Genomic DNA, 18,094 nt, shown 5'->3' on the forward strand with positions numbered 1-18,094 from the left:
ATGGAGAAATGGACTTTATTAGATTCAAAGTATATTATCCAGCGTCCTTGGGCAACTTTGCGCGTTGATAAACTGCAACTCCCAAACGGCAATATTAAAGACGAGTACTATGTCCTGGAATATCCCACTTGGGTCAATATGGTAGCATTTACGGAAGACGATCAGCTACTCTTTGTCCGGCAGTATAGACATGGCGCCAACAAGATTATGGTAGAACTTCCCGCCGGCGTAGTCGATGACGGCGAGGCACCGGAAGAAGCAGCACATCGTGAACTTTTGGAAGAAACAGGCTATGTTTTTGAATCTATTGAATATATATGCGAGTTATACGCCAACCCGGCAACGAGTGGAAATCTAACGTACACCTATGTATTGAAAGGCGGAAAGAAAATTCAAGAGCAACAATTGGACAGCTCAGAAGATATCGACGTCGTGATTATGGGAATAGAAGAAGCTAAACAGTTTCTTTTTGGCAATAAAATAGGGCAGGCATTGCATGCTTCTGCGCTATTTTATTCTTTTCAAAAATTGGGTTTGCTTTAGCAAAACCCAATTTTATTTTCAGAACGCCCCCATAAACAGAATAATATTCAATATTTTTGTACCTTTGCAATATGGCAAGAGAGATTTTTGAAACCAAACGGAAAGCATTAAAAATTAACCTCAATCCCGATATTTATGGCACCTTTGCTGAAATTGGTGCTGGGCAGGAAGTCGCCCGCAACTTTTTTGGCGCCGGAGCCGCTTCGGGAACCATTGCAAAAACGATGTCGGCTTACGACATGGCTTTTAGTGACGCTATATATGGCGTGGAGGAATCCGGTCGTTATGTGAGCCGTACCCGTTTAATCAAAATGCTAACGCACGAGTTTAATTTACTGACCGAGCGTTTGCAAGGAGAAAAGTATAAATCAAAAAAATTCTTTGCTTTTGCCGATACCGTTACTACACTCAATTTTACCAAAACCAACGATCCGCACGGATGGATCGGCATACGTTTTCAACATGAGGTAGACGGTCCAGTCAATGATATCGTTGTCCATATCCGTTTATTGGACAGTGATTCTCGTCTACAAACCAAGGTATTGGGAATTTTAGGTGTTAATCTCATTTTTGCAGCGTACTATTATGCAGAAGATCCGCAAACCATGATTGAATCACTTGTCGACAATCTTTCTATCGGATCAGTCGAAATAGATTTAGTTAAAGTATCGGGACCTGTTTTCGAACATGCCAATGAAAGACTTCTCAACCTTTATCTCATTGCCAAAGGATTCGCTAAAGCAGCTATCTTCAGACCAGATGCGCACGCGGCTCAAATCAAAGATTACTTGTACAAAAAAAATATCATCATTCTACGCACCAAGTATCGTCAAAAATCAAACCCCAACTTTGACCTCTTCAATCTTGCAGTAGAACAATTCAAAAAGAATACAGGAGGAACAGCAGCAGATACGGTCGTTTTAATCGAGGTGTTGATGGGTAACGTGCTAGACGAAGAAAACCGAATCACGAACGAGGATCTCACTTATTTCGCAGAGCGTGCCGAATACCTTTGTTCAACCGGCAACAACATTATGGTCTCCAATTTCCGACGCAATAACCATCTCGCTGAGTTTATCCAAACATTCAGACCCAAACACGTTGGTATTGCGACCAATACATCCAACTTGAAGAATATCTTCAATACAGACAATTACAACAAAGACCTGTATACGAATGAATTGCTTTCCTATATATCCGGCATGTTCAGTAAAGATGTCAAGCTATATGCTTATCCTTATCTGGATAAGGAAACAAATGAGATTATTACGACCAGAAACATGCCTGTAGCAGAAGAAGCCAAACCACTGTTTGACTTCCTGGTACAGAATAAATATATTATCGATATAGAAAACTACGACGAGAAATTTGTGAAGACCGTATAGTGTAGTGTACTACTTACTTTTAAGCTTCATCAGCTCGTCAATAGAAAAGAACACACCAAATGTGACTAAAGATTTATTCGATTTCCACTTATCTTCATGCATAGGCGTAGCACCTACGATCTGGAACTGGCCTTTGATGAATTTGTATCCACCCCGTATCGTAAACGCCGGTTCAAAAAAGGATTTCCGTCCATCAGTGATATTCGTTAATCCTTGATTTTCGATATATTCTTCAGACATACCATTTGCGTCAAAATTCGTATACTTAATACCACTATACCGCAACGCAATACCTACATCTACGAAAGAAAACCGCAGATGAATTCCTGGCTGGATAAAAGTCCTGTTGAACCGCATATTTACATCGCTGTTAAGTCGTCCGCCCCCATACCCCACATAAGTATCCGCAATCAATGCCAGTCCATTGCTTCTTTCAAAGATAGGATAGTATCCACCGACACCGCCTTCAAACAGCATCGCGTAGGCGTCTACATCACCCGTACTTGGATCTTCATTCGCCATACTGTAATTGTATGTCGAAAGCGTCGTCATCAGTCCTAGATATTTAACAGGGGAATAAGCCCCATGAAAATTAAACACCGAGCTATAGTCTCGGTTGTTGTCCGCACTTCCAGTCCCCAACCTTCCATTGACAGCTAAGTTGGCATCGTTCTTATCTTTCAACATCGGCATACTAACCGCATTGGGCTGATAATAATAACGGCTACAAGAAGCTAATAAAAGGATAGACACGGTAAATACTAGCGTTATCAGATGTATTCTTTTATTCGTTTTCATCATAAACTCCTTTCTATAATGTTTATACCCAAAAAGACGACTTTAATCGAAAAGTTAAAACATCCGTTTGGGTGATTTTTTCCTCCTCCTCTTTTCGGGTGAATACACTACCCTATTCAAGTGATTTTTAGCTTATACAAGATAGATTGAAGCTTTTGGCATACGTTCACCGTGAATATATTGTAAATTAGAGTCATGAATACGGTGTTGTCTAAACGGAAATTTCTGCTCGTATGGCTCCTTTTTGTAATGTTGTTCCAGCTGAAAGCACAAGTTTTCGTTCTGCCAGACTCGATGTCCCACATCCCACTCTCCACTTATTCTTACACTTATTATGATCCAGAGAATAAGGAATTTCTTCCTCCTGCTGATAGCCTCTTCCGCAAACACGAAGGGATAATTTTTAATCTAGGAAGGAAAGCCGGCACCTATTGGATCAAGATGGATATACGAAACATAGATTCCTCCGATAGAAACATTATCATAGAGTGTACGACTCCCAATTTGGGTAATATAGAACTGTATAAAAGAACGGATTCCGTTATCGCCCATTTGGAGACACTCGGAGCAGAACATGTCTACCACAGTCGTCCCATCAAACATCAAAACCTGCTATTTCCAATCGCACTTACTTCACAAGAGGAAGCCACTTATTTTTTTAAGATTAAATCGGACTTGGCTGCATTGAATTTCGACCTGTTGTTATGGGATATCGAAGCCCGGAAAGAATATACACTTAAGGAATCCAATGTCATCTCCTATTTCTTCTTTATCATGACCACTTTTCTCGTGATATTAGGAATCGTATTGATCATCACAAAACAAAAAAGACAATGGAGTTTTTTTATATATGTTTTCTTAGGTGCCGCTTATACCTATTGCATCCTGGGATTGTCGTATAAAAATATCTGGAGTAATTCGCCAAACTTCCAACAGATCGCGAGCTACCTCTTCACCAATCTATATCTTATTGCAGGAATCTCCTTTTTTCGGGAGTATTTCGTAACGAGAAGATTGCTTCGTCGGTTAGACAATATATTGAAAATCCTGATCTACTGTTCGTTTGTTTTGACTTTGTGCAGCCTCTCCCATTTATGGATACCCAAAGCATTTTTTTCCGTATTACAAACGTTAAATCCCATTATATTCTCTCTTGCAGGTATATTGGTAACTTACATTCTCATTTTCCTATTGATACATCAGCGAAATAAAACCGAAACGATTTGGTTCTTGATTGCTTTTGCACCACATGCCTATGCCATTATAACCTCCAGTCTCCGTCAAGTAGGCGAATACTATTTTGAAACTGAGCTACAACTGCTTGCTAACGTGCCTTTATTCTTATGGACAATCCCCACCCAAAACCTGATGATATGGTCGATGATATGGGAAGTTTTAATTGTTTTTACACTGATGATGACCCGTTTCCATAATTTATACGAACAGAATAATGCCATGGCCTGGGAACTCAGCAAACAAAAAGAGAAAAGTGCGAGAATGCTGATGGATAGCGTGGAGCAAGAAAGAAAAAGAATTGCACAAGAACTGCATGACAGCAGCGGTGTACAACTCTCATCTATCCGTATGAAACTCACCATGCTGGCGGATAGCCAATCTTCAAATCTCTCTGAAGATAAAATAAAAGAGGTTATGCGAGATGTAGATCATGTACATCACGAGATTCGTACGATTTCGCACAATCTCATGCCGATATCCCTCAGTAAATTAGGGCTCAAAGCAGCCATACAAGAACTTATCAATCCTATTAAAGCTTCTTTTCCGCAAAAGAAAATACAACTTTTTCAGCAATATGAATCTCAAAGACTGTCCGAGGATTTACAGGTTAATCTATACCGGATAATTCAAGAGCTCATTAACAATGTCATGAAACATGCTGATGCCTCTGAAATTACCATTCAGCTCATAACTGATGGCAACCGCCTAATTGTAAGCTTAGAAGATAATGGTAAGGGTTTTCAATATAACGCGATGCAACATACCGGATTAGGTTTAAAGGGTATATTCTCACGTGCGCAGCTCTTGGGTGGTACTTGTGAAATCGACTCCAAAGAAGGGACAGGTACATTTATTGTTATCACCGTGCCATTACTCTAAATAAGATTATTCTTTGTAGCAAAGGTTATCAGTTCGGTTACTTTGTTCACACCGCATTTCGCCATCATATTTTTGCGATGCGTATCTACTGTGTTCATACTGATAAATAACTGTTCGGCAATTTTACTGCTGGATTTGCCTTCTGCAATCAATTTTAGTACTTCTATTTCCCTCGAAGACAATTTAACACTGTCGTTTTTACTCACTTGTCCAGTAGCATTAGTATCTTCGTTTAATATAAAAGCCTCTACCACTCTATTCTGTACCTGCTGATCTAAGTATCTTCTTCTATCGTTTACCGTTTCGATAGCGATGATCAACTCCTCTTTAGATACGTTTTTAAGCACGTAACCCAATGCGCCTATTTTTAAGGCTTCGCGTATGAGCTCCGTATCATCATATCCGGTCAGCATTAAGATTTTTTGTTCTGGAAAACGTTCCAATATTTTTTCTATACACTGGATGCCATCTATCTCAGGCATATTGAAGTCCATTAATATTACATCCGGACGATGCTTCTCTATGGCATTCATCAATTCGGATATTGCTGTACACGCAATAATATTCCCGAATTGAGGCGCTCCACCCAAAATCATAGCCAGTCCATCCACAATAATCTGTTGGTCGTCGACAATTAATAAATCTAATTTGTCTGTTGTTTCCGTTTCTTCCATCGTTCAAAATTGGGCTCATGAATATGTAGACATTCTCAGCTCGAATGCCACAAGCTGCTATCTAGAGATACTTTTTAAAAATAGAATACAGAATTTTCAATTCCTCTTCATTTAAAACGGCTGCTGTCGTCTCTTCTTGAATATAATGAACTTTAAATGCTTTAATGGCAGCATCTAAATTTGTTATATTATATCCGATAATTCGTAATGCCAATTTAGGATCAAAACCTTCCGGTGGCGTTTCCAGGTTATCATCATACCAATATCCAAAACCTTGATCTGCCAGTATTTTCCAAGGAAAACGAGAAGGGTCTATCTTCCTACCGGGCGAAACATCCATATGCCCAATAAAATTTGCCTGCGGAATCTTGTAGGTTTCTTTCAGATAACGCAATAAATTAATCAACGCATTAATTTGAATATCTGGCCAAGGGTCAGTTGTTCCGTTATTGTCCAATTCAATACCAATGGATGACGAGTTGAGATCTGTATCATTTCCCCATTTGCTTACACCTGCATGGTGCCCTCTGTACAAATCATTTACCATTTGTATTACTTTCCCATCGCGCCCAATTACATAGTGAGAACTGACGCCCACCTTTTGGTTATGGAAGGTTCGGACAGTCTGTTCCGTAGAATTTTGTGCTGTATGGTGAAGAACAACATAGTTTGGTTTTCTGATCCCAAAATTCACGGAGGCTATCCATTCCTTTTCAGGAACAATAACCTTTTCCAATTGGCCCGTTGCAGTCGCTTCTTTATATAATTCAGCAAATTCTTCTGCCTTTGCTTTATAAATTTTTTCTGTTGCCGCATATTTTCCACCGCCACAAGACGACAGCAAAGCTGCACAGCTAAATAAAAAGATATAGATATTTTTCATTCAAAGTTTTCTGTTACCTCTCTGCTCCTAATTTAAACAAAGCAATAAATGCTCCAATTCCTAAAGCTCCTTCACGATGTGTTCCGGTAAGATATATCCCTCGTTCAGTTCGATAATCTGCAGATTCCTGAACTCTATCTGGGCTCCCTCCGACTCTAGGCATAAATATCCCTTTCTTTTAGAGGATTCACGTATACCATTTACAAATTTTCCGTTAACAGCGAGTTTAATGGTTCCGTCAACGCAGACCACGGTATATTTATTCCACTCTCCTACACCCAAACACCTGTTTTCAATCGATTTGCTCCGCACTCCTCTAGGGTTATCCGGCACCGTAGTTACCTTCCCTGCTCCGAAAAGTTCGCCGTGTACGTAAGCAATAGGTGGCGTTTCGCCATTCCGCTTGTTTTGATTAACCCAATCTAGCTCCAGCATCTGCACTTCCACGCCACTAGGTAGCCTATTATGTTCTTCCGGTTGTGCATCGCACCAAACAAAGATCCCCGAGTTTCCGCCTTTCTCCATGTGACGCCATTCCACGTGCATAATAAAATTTTGATACATCTTTTCCGAACGCACCACACCGATCGGCAACCCTTTACATACCAGTTTATCTCCCTCGCGATACCAAGTCGTATCGGTCGTATTAACGTCAATCCATTTTAATGTCCTTGCTTCCGGAACACCATTTATCAAGGTATTGAAATCCTTCCGTTCTCCAAACTCAAAAAGAATTTCTTGGGCATTAGAAACCATTCCTCCGCTTAGAATAAGTAGTCCAACAAAAGTTAATATCTTCAATATATGCATGATAAAAGAATTAAGTTTTCTTTAAAAATAAAAAAACTCCTGCAATTTTAAAATTGCAGGAGTTCTTCAGACATCTCCTATTTTCGACAAATAGGGTGGTTATCTTAGGCTTCCGCGTATTCCTCGATAGAAGGACATGAACAAATCAATGTTCTATCTCCTTGTGAATCGTTTACCCGGCCTACCGAAGGCCAGAATTTATTCACTTTTAAATAAGGAAGCGGATAAGCGGCTATTTGACGTGTATATGGTCTGTTCCATTCATCAGCAGAAACAATCTCCGCTGTATGTGGCGCATGTTTCAATACATTATCCTTTTGATCAATCTCACCAGCTTCCACCGCGGCGATTTCAGATCGTATAGCAATCAATGCATCGCAAAAACGATCAAGTTCCGCTTTGGATTCCGATTCGGTCGGCTCTACCATCAATGTACCTGCGACAGGGAAAGATACCGTAGGCGCATGGAAACCATAGTCCATTAAACGTTTGGCGATATCGCCAACTTCAATGCCTACGCTCTTAAATGCACGGCAATCCAATATCATTTCATGTGCACAACGGCCATTTGCTCCCGCATACAATACCGGATAATAGCTTTCCAAACGTGCTTTTATATAATTTGCGTTCAAGATAGCTGTTTTGGTTGCATCGGTCAACCCCTCTCCTCCCATCATCGCAATATAAGCATACGAAATAGTTAAGATGGACGCCGATCCAAATGGAGCAGCCGAAACAGCCGAAATACCTTGCTCTCCCGAAATTTCTACTACCTCATGATTCGGTAGAAACGGTACCAGATGTGCTGCGACACCAATTGGCCCCATACCTGGGCCACCTCCACCATGTGGGATACAAAAAGTCTTATGCAAGTTTAAATGGCATACGTCTGCTCCGATAAAACCGGGACTGGTCAAACCTACCTGCGCATTCATATTAGCACCGTCCATATATACCTGTCCACCGTTTTGGTGAATAATTTCACATATTTCGATAATCGACTCCTCGAAAACCCCATGCGTTGAAGGATAAGTTACCATGAGGGAATTTAAGTTTGCAGCGTGTTCTTCTGCTTTCGCCCGAAGATCCGCTACGTCGATATTACCATACGCATCACATTTGACAACAACTACCTTCAATCCTGCCATAGATGCTGAGGCGGGATTTGTTCCATGTGCTGACGCCGGAATTAAACAAACGTTGCGATGTTCCTCACCTCGGCTTTCATGATATGCACGGATAACCATTAGACCGGCATATTCACCCTGAGCACCCGAATTTGGCTGAAACGACATCTTCGCAAATCCTGTGATTTCGGATAGCCAGTCGTTTAATTCATTGATGAGTTGCATGTAGCCGGATGTCTGATCAACAGGCGCAAACGGATGCAGACCGCCAAAATGTGCCCATGTCAACGGTAACATCTCGGTAGTCGCATTGAGTTTCATCGTACAAGAACCCAACGGAATCATAGAATGGCATAAAGATAGATCTTTCGCTTCCAATGATTTAATATACCGAAGCATCTCACTCTCGGAATGATAACTGTTAAAGATCGGATGGGTAAGATAAGGAGAGGTACGCACAGCTTCTGCGGGAATAGAAGATCCTAGTTGGTCTACCATGCTGCGTAACTCAACATCGTTCCACGATTTTCCTTTAATTTTGGCAAAAACCTTCACAATGGTTTCAATGTCTTCAAAAGTGGTAGTTTCATCAAGGGAAATACCAACTATTCCATCATGATAAAAGAAATTCAGTTCATTGTTGAGGGCTTCCGCTTTCAACGCACCAACATGATCATCAACCGCGATACGTAAGGTGTCAAAATATGTTTCGTTAATTTGATCGTAACCAAGTTCCTGCAATGCCTTGTCTAATAACTTAGTTAAGTCGTTAATACGTGTTGCTATATCTTTTATACCTTGTGGACCATGGTACACCGCGTAGAATGACGCCATGATCGCCAATAGCGCTTGTGCTGTACAAATGTTTGAAGAAGCCTTGTCACGACGGATATGTTGTTCCCTTGTCTGTAATGCCATACGCAGTGCATAATTACCGCTAGCATCAGAAGTAACACCAATAATGCGTCCGGGGATATTCCGTTTATATGCTTCTTTTGTCGCAAAGAACGCGGCGTGCGGTCCACCGAATCCCATCGGTACACCAAAACGCTGTGAATTCCCGACAACAACGTCGGCACCCCATTCTCCTGGAGGGGTCAGTAACGCCACCGACATTAAATCGGCTATAGCGCATATGGTGATATTTTTATCGTGGGCTGCTTCGGAAAAAGCGGCATAATCCGTAATCGTACCATCAGCCGCTGGATACTGAATAAGCGCGGCAAATATGTCTTCTGTCAAGTTCGCCTCTTCGAGATCAGCGACCCGTATCTCCACACCAAACGGAACCGCTCTCGTTTGCAGTACATCCAATGTCTGTGGATAGATATTAGGCGTTACCAGAAATACATTTGCCGTTTTATTTTTCCGTGCACTGTATAGCATAAACATCGCTTCAGCAGCAGCCGTAGCCTCGTCCAACAGGGAAGCATTCGCAATTTCAAGTCCGGTTAAGTCAGAAATTGCTGTCTGGAAATTTAACAATGCCTGCAAGCGTCCTTGGGCAATTTCCGCTTGATACGGTGTATACTGCGTATACCATCCTGGATTTTCCAATACGTTGCGCTGAATAACAGCAGGAACAGTTACGTCATAATATCCTTGGCCGATATAAGATTTGAATACCTTATTTTTATCTGCGATTCGCTGGATTTTAGCTAAATATGCTTTTTCGCTTAATGCCTTTGGCAAGGCTAGCGATTTCTTCAACCTAATCTGGCTCGGAACTGCCTGCTCGATTAATTGATCCAAGGATTGCACTCCTAAATAGCTTAACATTTCCTGAGCCTCTTCTGCCCTCGGGCCATTGTGGCGATCCTGAAACTTTTCTTGATAAAATACGTTGCTCATTTTGCGCTTAACTTTTCCGTAGCACCGTCCTAAACCATCTTATTTAGACCTTTTGAGAAAGATACTATCTTTTACTTTTTGAGACCGCAAAGATACGATTTAATCATCGAAATTAATAGGAACCAAGAGCCGAGTATAATGCCACAAGCCTATAATTTAGTTATAGTATTTCTCATAGATACGACTATATTTTAAACGAAATCAAAACAAAAACAGTTTTATTTCCATAATTATTAACCTTTTCACAAGAATTTTAGCAATAACACATTTCGGCATAAAAATTATTCTTCGCAGCGTAAATTGCTTAACTTTAGGACAGTAGTAAATAAAAAGCACCCTTTATGATAAAACTCCAGGTGACAAATGAAACGGGAAGATTAAGGGCTGTCGTATTAGGTATTGCGAACCAAAACGGGCCGGCTCCGAAAGCAGAAGAGGCTTATGATCCGAAGTCTTTGGAACATATATTGGCGGGTACCTATCCGGTAGAGTCGGATATGGTTTTTGAGATATCCGCCTTCCACGATGTATTGGAGCGATATGGAGTAAAAGTATATCGCCCCGAGTTGATACCTGATTTAAACCAAATATTCTCGCGCGATATCGGCTTTGTCATAGACCGCTTCTTTATAAAGGCTAACATCCTACCCGACCGTGCAGAAGAGTGGCGAGCCATCGGGCATATTGTGAAGCAAATCGAACCAGAAAATTTTATGGAAGCGCCAGAGGAAGTACATATCGAAGGCGGCGATGTCATCCTATGGAATGAATACCTTTTTGTAGGTACATACAAAGGCGACGATTACCCGACGATAAATACCGCTAGAACGAATATGAATGGCGTACAATTTTTGAAGGATATGTTTCCCAACAAAATTGTGAAAGAATTCGATCTGATCAAATCGATGACCAACCCAAGGGAAAATGCTCTCCATCTAGACTGTTGCTTTCAACCCGTAGGCAGGGATAAAGCTATCATCTATCCCGGTGGTTTCCGGAATCCAACAGACTATCTTTATCTCCGCAAGATTTTCGGCGGAGAAAACATTTTTACTATAACGGCAGACGAAATGTACGAAATGTACAGTAACGTATTTTCTATTTCAGAAGATGTTGTAGTGACCGAGCGGCGGTTTGATCGACTCAATTATTGGCTTAGAGATCAAGGCTTTCATGTTGAAGAAGTTCCTTATCACGAAATTGGTAAACAAGAAGGTTTATTGCGCTGCTCCACCCTTCCGCTACATCGAGATTAATCTTTATGTTCTTTTTTACCTCAAAAAAGAACCAAAAAAATCGTCGCTTAAAACCTTTGGCATGGAGGATAGTACAAAAAATAGCGTTTTACATTTGCCAAAGCTTTTGAGGCGACATTAAATGTTAAGGAAGGGGATAGTGCATGTGTGGAAATAGTAATCTTTTGTAGGTATGCAAACAACAGACACTTTACTTTTAGTTCGGCCTTTTCGATTTCGGAAAAACGAAGAGACTGCCATAAACAATTATTTTCAAGAAGATTTACTGTTACCTCTGCCTGCTCAGCAGGCTCAAGAAGAGTTTGACAATTTTGTAAACACCCTCAACGCACATAAAATAAATACATTGGTGATACAGGATAAGGGAGAGTATGACACTCCAGATAGTATCTTCCCAAACAATTGTATTTCATTTCATAAGCGAACAGCAGTTCTCTATCCGATGTTTGCTGAAAACAGACGGCGGGAACGTAAATTGGATTATTTGGAACCGTTGAAACAGCAAGGCTTGACGTTTGATAATATCATAGATTATACCGGTTTCGAGAAAGAAAACCGTTTTTTAGAGGGAACAGGCAGCCTGATTCTAGACCGTGTAAACCGAATAGCTTACTGTGCATTATCTCCCCGCGCTGACGCCGGTATTGCACATCAATTTTGTCTAGATCTGGGGTATGAATTATTTATTTTTGAAGCCAACCAAACAGTAGATGGTTTGCGCAAACCTATTTATCATACTAATGTAATGATGTCGGTAGGAACATACTTCGCCGTCGTATGTACTGACAGCATCGACAATATATATGAAAAAAGGAATTTGATTAAACGGTTAGAAGAAACCGGAAAGACGATTGTCGATATATCGGAGGAACAGGTTACGTCCTTCGCGGGGAATATACTCGAAGTACGGTCTATTGCGGAAGGCGCTTATATTGTGATGAGTTCACAAGCATATCACAGTTTCACAACGGAACAGCTAAGCTTACTACGTTCTTGGGGACAAATTATACATAGTCCATTGGATACCATTGAAAGGGGAGGAGGCGGCAGCGCACGGTGTATGCTCGCGGAAGTATTTTATTAGATTAGCTTACTCCTTGCCTCTATTGGTTCTTCTTTCAGATAATAACTCTCTACGCACACGACTAAGGCTCTCTGGCGTTATACCAAGATAAGAAGCAATCATCCATTGGGGAACGCGTTGTAGCAAACTCGGGTACATATCCATAAAAAGCAGATAACGTTCCTTTGCACTCATGGCTAATAGTGAGTTTATTCGTTGCTGCTGTATGTAAATATTGCGCTGTAAAGAGTTTTCCATAAAACATGCAAAAGCATGGCTTAAGTGCGACGCCTTTTCCATAAATTCCGGTTGTATAAAAACAATTACCGATGGTTCGATCGCCTTGATATAGAAGTCGGTAGGCTTATTGAAATACTGGCTCGCCCGATCTGAAATAATCCAGTTCTCCGGTGCAAATTGTAAAATATGCTCTCCCCCTTTTTCATCCAGAGAAAACGATTGCAACAGACCCGATTCTACAAAAAAGGCATATTGACTCAATTCTCCTGCTCTTAACAGATAATGGTTGTGCGTTATTTCCCTAAACGAGAAATAACGCACAAGTTGCTCAAAAACCTCTTCGGAAAGTTCAGCTTTCTCCTTATAATATCTATAAAAGTTACTCTCTCGCCAATTGATATCTGTCAGTGCCATTAATATAGAATCGTAAATTTAAAATCTAACGGATTAAAGTATTTTTCCAGATCCCGAATAAGGTCATCACCGTGTTTCAGATATAAGGAAGCAAAGTTTTCTGTGCGCTCTTGTAGCCCACCATTAGGGAACAGTTTGTCTTTCACACGCTCTATTTGTATCAGAGCATCTTCATGATTATGTTTATCGGCTTTCAGCAACTTTTTCTCCAAATTATTAATCGCTTTTTTCAGGCGCGCCTTCACCGCTTCCGTGCTCGGTCCAAGACTCGGGTCAATCTTATGCGCCCGCAGCTTAATCTTTCCGAAAATAGCATTAAACTCCATCCACTCGTCACGCAGGTTCAACCTATGTTTTGTATGACGCCGAACATATTCATTTTTTAATACGTCTGTTGGTTTAAATATGCTTTTGAAAGTCAGATCCAAACGAAAAATTTTTCCTGCGACATTGTCATCTGTAATCATGGCCGAGTTACGTGGAACAAGAATAGGGAACGGCACTTGATAGTAATCGAAGTTAGCCTTCAGCTGCAGCCAATACACAATCTCCGCTCCTCCACCGATATACGCTAAATTTGGTAGGATCAGCTCTTGATATAATGGTCGCATTACTACATTCGGGCTAAAACGTTCGGGATATTGTTCTATTTCTGCCCGCATCTCCTCTTCCGAAAAATAAAGCTCGCGATGCAGCACTTCAAATCGGCCATCTTCCATACGCACGATACGCTCTCGAAATTCATCCGTTAAGTAAAAGAAGTTGATTTCCCGCGCATGAACTTGGGTATGATAACCTAACTTTTCCAACTTTCTGGAGGTATCGTCAATAGCTTTAAAACTATTTTCATCAAAAATATCTTGGCCTATAATTGGCGTAAAAACTTTCTTAAAGGCCTTACTATCCGCATCAATAATCACCAGTCCGTACGGTTTGAACAGTTCGTTTACCATATGCCGGGTAGCGGTTGCAAGAGACTGATTTTGCAGATAAGCGTCCTCTACTATCGTTTTTAATTTATCCCCGTTCACAGATAACCCAAACGTACCACAATATTGTTTCACGGTATCGGCAATATCTTGTGTGGACATCCGCCCCGTAGCAGAAATAGTTGGTGTATCCCATATTATCTTCTTACCGAATACCTTGGTGTTATTGATTTCGGCGAAATCATGGTCCTCGGTGGCCATCCAATAGACCGGTACGAATGAATATTCCGGATAGGCTTCTTTTAAATCTTTCGCCAGTCGTATCGCGGTAACAATCTTAAATATAAAATAAAGCGGGCCAGTGAATATATTGAGTTGATGCCCTGTCGTGACGGTAAAAGTTTTTTTATCCCCCAACAACATGATGTTAGCTTCCACTTCGGGGGATTGTGCTAAAAGCGAGCCGTATTGCTCACGAAGTGTAGTGGTTAATAATTTTCTGTGCGGAAAGTTCTGCTTATCAGTAATCTGTCGTTTAAACCCTTCCAGTGTAGGTGCTTGACCATAAAAAGGTGCCAGCTGTTCATCGTTGGCAAGATAGGCTAATAGTGTCTGCGAAAAACTACCGGTGTCACTGTAATCAATGTATGTTGCTTTCATCTAACGCTGTTCGTGTCGTCTCGTAATATCTACGGATTTGAGCGGACAATTTACATATTTTTGTACGAAGCCACCACGAGAATATCGAAATTATAGCAAACGTTTGACGAAAGTCTATTTAATTACTTTTCCATATAAATCGAAATCCTCTGCCCGCTCCACTTTTACCTGGACAAAATCTCCGATACGTGCGTAATCCGTTCTGGCATCCAGCACGACCTCATTGTCGACCTCCGGCGAATCATACTCTGTACGGCCAATAAAATAATCACCATCAACACGATCAACAAGCACCTTGAACGTTTGTCCAATTTTATCTTGATTAATTTCGTACGAAATGCCCTGCTGAGCCTCCATAATTTGCTCTACACGTGACTCTTTCTCCTCTTGTGGCACGTCATCTACTAAGGTATGGGCATGTGTTTTTTCTTCGTGTGAATAGGTAAAACAACCTAAACGGTCAAATCGCGTTTCTTCCACCCATTCCAACATTTCATTAAAGTCCTGCTCCGTTTCTCCGGGGTAACCGCATATTAAAGTTGTACGTAAGGCAATATCGGGTACTTTATCTCGGATTTGATTAACCAGGTCAATTTGTTTTTGTTTGGTCGTTCCACGGCGCATCGATTTCAGCATGGCATCAGAAATATGCTGTAAAGGCATATCCAAATAGTTGCAGATATTCGAACGCTCATTCATCGCATCCAAAATATCCATTGGAAAACCAGATGGATAAGCATATTGGAGGCGAATCCATTCGATGCCATCTACATCCGATAAATGACGTAATAAATCGACCAGATTACGTTTTCCATAAATATCCAACCCGTAATAGGTTAGATCCTGCGCGATCAGTATCAATTCCTTCGTTCCATTAGCCGCTAAAAACTTCGCCTCTTTCACTAAATCGTCAATAGATTTAGACACATGCTTACCGCGCATTAACGGGATAGCGCAAAATGAACAAGGACGGTTACACCCTTCTGCAATTTTGAAATAAGAAAAATGTGAAGGCGTGGACAATAGACGTTCACCCAATAGTTCGTGTCGATAATCCGCCCCAATTGTCGTCAGCAATTCTGGAAGATCATTTGTCCCAAAATAAGCATCAACATTTGAAATCTCGGATTGAAGTTCTGGTTTATACCGCTCGGATAAGCAACCGGTCACGATAACCTTATTTATCTTACCTTCTTCCTTTAAAGCCGAATATTGCAAAATGGTATCAATCGACTCTTGCTTTGCATTATCAATAAAACCACAGGTATTAATAACGACAATATCATTTGTTTGTATATTGGAAGCTTCATGCACAACTTCCATCTGGTTGCCTTTCAGCTGCCCCATTAACACTTCAGAATCGTGGATATTCTTGGAGCATCCCAACGTCACGACATTCACCCTCGGCCTACTCACTTGAAGAGCAACCTTTTTATTTTTTGTTCTCATTTATTACTTAAACAACGAATCGACGAAATCCTTTTTATTAAATAGCTGCAGGTCGCCGATCTTCTCACCCACACCAATATATTTTACAGGAATTTTAAACTGATCTGAAATACCAATAACTACCCCTCCTTTTGCCGTACCGTCCAACTTTGTTAATGCTAAGGCATTGACGTCGGTCGCCTGTGTAAATTGTGTCGCTTGCTCAATCGCGTTTTGCCCTGTTGAAGCATCTAGTACTAACAGGATTTCATGAGGAGCGCCCGGTACGACCTTTTGCATCACATTTTTAATTTTGGTCAACTCGTTCATCAAGCCCACTTTATTATGCAAACGACCAGCTGTATCTATTATAGCGACGTCATCACCATTTGCCACCGCCGATTTAACGGTATCATACGCCACCGAAGCCGGATCGGAGCCCATCGGCTGCGCCACGACACGTACCCCAACACGTTCACCCCACAATTTAATCTGATCTACAGCCGCAGCGCGGAAAGTATCTGCAGCACCCAGTACAACCTTATTTCCTGCTTCTTTCAACTGGTGGGCAAGTTTACCGATAGTCGTGGTTTTTCCCACACCGTTTACACCTACGACCATAATTACATACGGTTTGTGCGCACCATATTCAAATGTTTCGAAGTCATTACTGTTATTTTCTGCCAATAGGGCTTGTATTTCTTCTTTGAGCAGACGATTTAGGTCCTCTGTACCCACGTACTTATCACGAGCAACACGTTGTTGGATACGGTCAACAATCTTCAGCGTTGTTGTTACGCCAACATCCGACATCACGAGCACTTCTTCGAGGTTATCTAGAACTTCATCATCAATAGTCGATTTACCAACAACAGCTTTGGTTATTTTGGAGAAAAACCCTTCTTTGGTTTTTTCCAAACCTTTATCTAAAGCTTCTTGCGCCTCTGCTGTTTCCTGCTTCTTTTTAAAAAAATCAAATAATCCCATGGAGAAAAAAGTAAAAGGTAAATATACTAAAAAAGCCCTTTCGGTACATACCAAAACGGCTTCTCTTATCTTTTAAAGAAAACTTTAAAAAAGAATAGCTGCTGCGCAACTTATTTTGCAGCTTCTGCTACAAATTCTTTTACCTTGTCGTTGTGAACCATACCTTCTTTAAAGGTATAAGCTCCCGTTTTGGCAGACTTAGTAGTTACGACAACCTTGGTAAATTCTTTACCGCCTCCTTTTTGTAACGATGCAACCGATTTCTTTGCCATTGTTTTATATTTTTTTGTGAGCTAATGCTCTAACTCGTTAATTACTTAATTTCTTTGTGAACAGTTACTTTTCTGAGTACAGGATTGAATTTCTTCAATTCTAAACGCTCCGTAGTATTTTTCTTGTTCTTGGTGGTGATATAGCGAGACATTCCCGGAAGACCACTTTCTTTGTGCTCAGTACACTCTAAGATTACTTGTACTCTATTTCCCTTTTTTGCCATTGTTTTACTTTATTTGATCCGCCTGATGGCGGACAGATTTCATGAATATTTTGATAACAGGCGGTAATGATTAAATAGATCCTTTTTTGATAAATTTATCAATTACTGCTGTAATTCCTTTTTTGTTAATCGTCTTGATTGCTGAAGTAGATACTTTTAGTGTAATCCAACGATCTTCTTCCGGGATATAAAAACGTTTAGTTTGTAAGTTAGGATAAAACTTACGTTTAGTTTTAACGTTCGAGTGTGAAACGTTATTCCCTGTTAATGCCGCCTTGCCTGTTAAATCACAAATTCTTGACATGATATTTGATTTTTAATATTGTTTTCTCCAAATCGCTCTTTTCACAAAGAGTTTGCAAATATCCATATTTCTTTTGTGAATTGCAAGCAATGAAATAATATTTTTTAAAGTTTTCCACAATCCACAATTGT

17 protein-coding genes are annotated in these 18,094 nt (G+C 40.6%); 5 read left to right on the forward strand and 12 right to left on the reverse strand.

Annotated elements, in window-relative coordinates:
• Both H8B21_RS05510 and H8B21_RS05515 read left to right on the forward strand, forming a co-directional pair.
• Complete coding sequence (locus H8B21_RS05510) at positions 1-543, forward strand: NUDIX hydrolase (RefSeq protein ID WP_190312747.1); 543 nt, start codon at positions 1-3, stop codon at positions 541-543.
• Positions 544-614: 71 nt separating this feature from the next.
• On the forward strand, positions 615-1,928 hold the full coding sequence (locus tag H8B21_RS05515; RefSeq protein WP_190312748.1) for a nicotinamide mononucleotide adenylyltransferase: 1,314 nt from the start codon (positions 615-617) through the stop codon (positions 1,926-1,928).
• Between the two features lie 9 nt (positions 1,929-1,937).
• On the opposite strand, the gene H8B21_RS05520 is transcribed toward H8B21_RS05515, so the two are convergent.
• Positions 1,938-2,729 carry a hypothetical protein gene (locus H8B21_RS05520; protein ID WP_190312749.1) on the reverse strand — a complete coding sequence of 264 codons (792 nt, stop codon included), beginning with the start codon at positions 2,727-2,729 and terminating at the stop codon, positions 1,938-1,940.
• A gap of 192 nt (positions 2,730-2,921) precedes the next feature.
• Between H8B21_RS05520 and H8B21_RS05525 the strand changes: the two genes are divergently transcribed.
• Positions 2,922-4,841, forward strand: a complete 1,920-nt coding sequence (locus tag H8B21_RS05525; RefSeq protein WP_190312750.1) for a sensor histidine kinase — start codon at positions 2,922-2,924, stop codon at positions 4,839-4,841.
• On the opposite strand, the gene H8B21_RS05530 is transcribed toward H8B21_RS05525, so the two are convergent.
• The 4 genes from H8B21_RS05530 to gcvP form a co-directional block, all read right to left on the reverse strand.
• A complete protein-coding gene (locus H8B21_RS05530; protein ID WP_190312751.1) occupies positions 4,838-5,515 on the reverse strand; it encodes a response regulator in 678 nt (225 codons plus the stop codon). The two genes, H8B21_RS05525 and H8B21_RS05530, sit on opposite strands and share 4 nt — an antisense overlap.
• 61 nt (positions 5,516-5,576) lie before the next feature.
• Positions 5,577-6,398: an N-acetylmuramoyl-L-alanine amidase gene (locus H8B21_RS05535; protein WP_190312752.1), complete on the reverse strand. Its 822-nt coding sequence runs from the start codon at positions 6,396-6,398 to the stop codon at positions 5,577-5,579.
• Between the two features lie 60 nt (positions 6,399-6,458).
• The gene (locus H8B21_RS05540) at positions 6,459-7,208 is read right to left on the reverse strand and encodes a 3-keto-disaccharide hydrolase (RefSeq protein ID WP_190312753.1); all 750 of its coding nucleotides are present in this window, start codon (positions 7,206-7,208) and stop codon (positions 6,459-6,461) included.
• A 104-nt stretch (positions 7,209-7,312) separates the two neighbouring features.
• Complete coding sequence (gene gcvP / locus H8B21_RS05545) at positions 7,313-10,186, reverse strand: aminomethyl-transferring glycine dehydrogenase (RefSeq protein WP_190312754.1); 2,874 nt, start codon at positions 10,184-10,186, stop codon at positions 7,313-7,315.
• Positions 10,187-10,527: 341 nt separating this feature from the next.
• On the opposite strand from gcvP, the gene H8B21_RS05550 reads away from it, so the two are divergent.
• Both H8B21_RS05550 and ctlX read left to right on the forward strand, forming a co-directional pair.
• Positions 10,528-11,442 carry a dimethylarginine dimethylaminohydrolase family protein gene (locus tag H8B21_RS05550; RefSeq protein ID WP_190312755.1) on the forward strand — a complete coding sequence of 305 codons (915 nt, stop codon included), beginning with the start codon at positions 10,528-10,530 and terminating at the stop codon, positions 11,440-11,442.
• A gap of 172 nt (positions 11,443-11,614) precedes the next feature.
• The gene (ctlX, locus tag H8B21_RS05555) at positions 11,615-12,526 is read left to right on the forward strand and encodes a citrulline utilization hydrolase CtlX (RefSeq protein ID WP_190312756.1); all 912 of its coding nucleotides are present in this window, start codon (positions 11,615-11,617) and stop codon (positions 12,524-12,526) included.
• A 6-nt stretch (positions 12,527-12,532) separates the two neighbouring features.
• Here ctlX and H8B21_RS05560 read toward each other — a convergent pair whose 3' ends face one another.
• The 7 genes from H8B21_RS05560 to rpmB form a co-directional block, all read right to left on the reverse strand.
• Positions 12,533-13,159: a Crp/Fnr family transcriptional regulator gene (locus tag H8B21_RS05560; RefSeq protein ID WP_190312757.1), complete on the reverse strand. Its 627-nt coding sequence runs from the start codon at positions 13,157-13,159 to the stop codon at positions 12,533-12,535.
• On the reverse strand, positions 13,159-14,748 hold the full coding sequence (gene bshC, locus H8B21_RS05565) for a bacillithiol biosynthesis cysteine-adding enzyme BshC (protein WP_190312758.1): 1,590 nt from the start codon (positions 14,746-14,748) through the stop codon (positions 13,159-13,161). Before bshC ends, H8B21_RS05560 begins: the two co-directional genes overlap by 1 nt.
• 114 nt (positions 14,749-14,862) lie before the next feature.
• On the reverse strand, positions 14,863-16,197 hold the full coding sequence (rimO, locus tag H8B21_RS05570; protein ID WP_190312759.1) for a 30S ribosomal protein S12 methylthiotransferase RimO: 1,335 nt from the start codon (positions 16,195-16,197) through the stop codon (positions 14,863-14,865).
• Positions 16,198-16,200: 3 nt separating this feature from the next.
• Positions 16,201-17,163 (reverse strand): signal recognition particle-docking protein FtsY, encoded by a 963-nt coding sequence (ftsY, locus tag H8B21_RS05575; RefSeq protein WP_190312760.1) that lies wholly within the window; start codon positions 17,161-17,163, stop codon positions 16,201-16,203.
• Between the two features lie 110 nt (positions 17,164-17,273).
• Entirely contained in the window at positions 17,274-17,435 is a 162-nt protein-coding gene (locus H8B21_RS05580; protein ID WP_130142179.1) for a DUF4295 domain-containing protein, read from the reverse strand.
• Between the two features lie 41 nt (positions 17,436-17,476).
• On the reverse strand, positions 17,477-17,659 hold the full coding sequence (rpmG, locus tag H8B21_RS05585) for a 50S ribosomal protein L33 (RefSeq protein ID WP_002998409.1): 183 nt from the start codon (positions 17,657-17,659) through the stop codon (positions 17,477-17,479).
• Positions 17,660-17,729: 70 nt separating this feature from the next.
• The gene (gene rpmB / locus H8B21_RS05590) at positions 17,730-17,963 is read right to left on the reverse strand and encodes a 50S ribosomal protein L28 (protein WP_130142180.1); all 234 of its coding nucleotides are present in this window, start codon (positions 17,961-17,963) and stop codon (positions 17,730-17,732) included.
• Between the last annotated feature and the right edge of the window lie 131 nt (positions 17,964-18,094).

The sequence above is a fragment of the Sphingobacterium chuzhouense genome, from assembly GCF_014692525.1.
Taxonomy (GTDB): Bacteria; Bacteroidota; Bacteroidia; order Sphingobacteriales; family Sphingobacteriaceae; genus Sphingobacterium; species Sphingobacterium chuzhouense.

Excerpts from the sequence above, each read along its gene's own strand:
- H8B21_RS05510 (WP_190312747.1), top strand. The coding sequence starts at position 1 with ATGGAGAAATGGACTTTATTAGATTCAAAGTATATTATCCAGCGTCCT.
- H8B21_RS05515 (WP_190312748.1), top strand. The coding sequence starts at position 615 with ATGGCAAGAGAGATTTTTGAAACCAAACGGAAAGCATTAAAAATTAAC.
- H8B21_RS05520 (WP_190312749.1), bottom strand. The coding sequence starts at position 2,729 with ATGATGAAAACGAATAAAAGAATACATCTGATAACGCTAGTATTTACC.
- H8B21_RS05525 (WP_190312750.1), top strand. The coding sequence starts at position 2,922 with ATGAATACGGTGTTGTCTAAACGGAAATTTCTGCTCGTATGGCTCCTT.
- H8B21_RS05530 (WP_190312751.1), bottom strand. The coding sequence starts at position 5,515 with ATGGAAGAAACGGAAACAACAGACAAATTAGATTTATTAATTGTCGAC.
- H8B21_RS05535 (WP_190312752.1), bottom strand. The coding sequence starts at position 6,398 with ATGAAAAATATCTATATCTTTTTATTTAGCTGTGCAGCTTTGCTGTCG.
- H8B21_RS05540 (WP_190312753.1), bottom strand. The coding sequence starts at position 7,208 with ATGCATATATTGAAGATATTAACTTTTGTTGGACTACTTATTCTAAGC.
- gcvP (WP_190312754.1), bottom strand. The coding sequence starts at position 10,186 with ATGAGCAACGTATTTTATCAAGAAAAGTTTCAGGATCGCCACAATGGC.
- H8B21_RS05550 (WP_190312755.1), top strand. The coding sequence starts at position 10,528 with ATGATAAAACTCCAGGTGACAAATGAAACGGGAAGATTAAGGGCTGTC.
- ctlX (WP_190312756.1), top strand. The coding sequence starts at position 11,615 with ATGCAAACAACAGACACTTTACTTTTAGTTCGGCCTTTTCGATTTCGG.
- H8B21_RS05560 (WP_190312757.1), bottom strand. The coding sequence starts at position 13,159 with ATGGCACTGACAGATATCAATTGGCGAGAGAGTAACTTTTATAGATAT.
- bshC (WP_190312758.1), bottom strand. The coding sequence starts at position 14,748 with ATGAAAGCAACATACATTGATTACAGTGACACCGGTAGTTTTTCGCAG.
- rimO (WP_190312759.1), bottom strand. The coding sequence starts at position 16,197 with ATGAGAACAAAAAATAAAAAGGTTGCTCTTCAAGTGAGTAGGCCGAGG.
- ftsY (WP_190312760.1), bottom strand. The coding sequence starts at position 17,163 with ATGGGATTATTTGATTTTTTTAAAAAGAAGCAGGAAACAGCAGAGGCG.
- H8B21_RS05580 (WP_130142179.1), bottom strand. The coding sequence starts at position 17,435 with ATGGCAAAGAAATCGGTTGCATCGTTACAAAAAGGAGGCGGTAAAGAA.
- rpmG (WP_002998409.1), bottom strand. The coding sequence starts at position 17,659 with ATGGCAAAAAAGGGAAATAGAGTACAAGTAATCTTAGAGTGTACTGAG.
- rpmB (WP_130142180.1), bottom strand. The coding sequence starts at position 17,963 with ATGTCAAGAATTTGTGATTTAACAGGCAAGGCGGCATTAACAGGGAAT.